Here is a 303-nt window from a genome sequence, read left to right as displayed (position 1 = left end):
CCTTACTAGACATCGCATGTCTTATTTATTTGCTACTTACCTTGGTATTAAGGATTTTAATGACACTCAAACATTTAGCCTTGGCATCTTTTACTATTTTGTCTTTAAGCGCGTGCCAAAGCACTTCAAAAGCTGAGTCAATGCCGATTGTTAATGTGCCTTTTACTGCGCCTCTCGCCTCTGATTTTAGAAGTGAAATTGCAATTGCACGTTATTCAGAGCTACTAAATAGAGTAGATCTAAGCCCTGAGCAACAAGCAAAACTTTATTATGATCGGGGTGTATTATTTGACAGTTTAGGCA

General features: G+C 38.0%; 1 pseudogene. It reads left to right on the top strand.

From position 1 onward, the window contains the following. Window positions 1–59: 59 nt before the first annotated feature. A pseudogene (locus AAEY62_RS21555) lies at window positions 60–303 on the top strand (lipoprotein NlpI); the annotation flags it as partial.

Origin of the sequence: Pseudoalteromonas sp. GW168-MNA-CIBAN-0100, assembly GCF_040309225.1 — a bacterium.
Classification (GTDB): domain Bacteria; phylum Pseudomonadota; class Gammaproteobacteria; order Enterobacterales; family Alteromonadaceae; genus Pseudoalteromonas; species Pseudoalteromonas arctica.
Note: the sequence above shows the minus strand (reverse complement) of the source record. Positions and strands in the feature narration are given on the sequence as shown.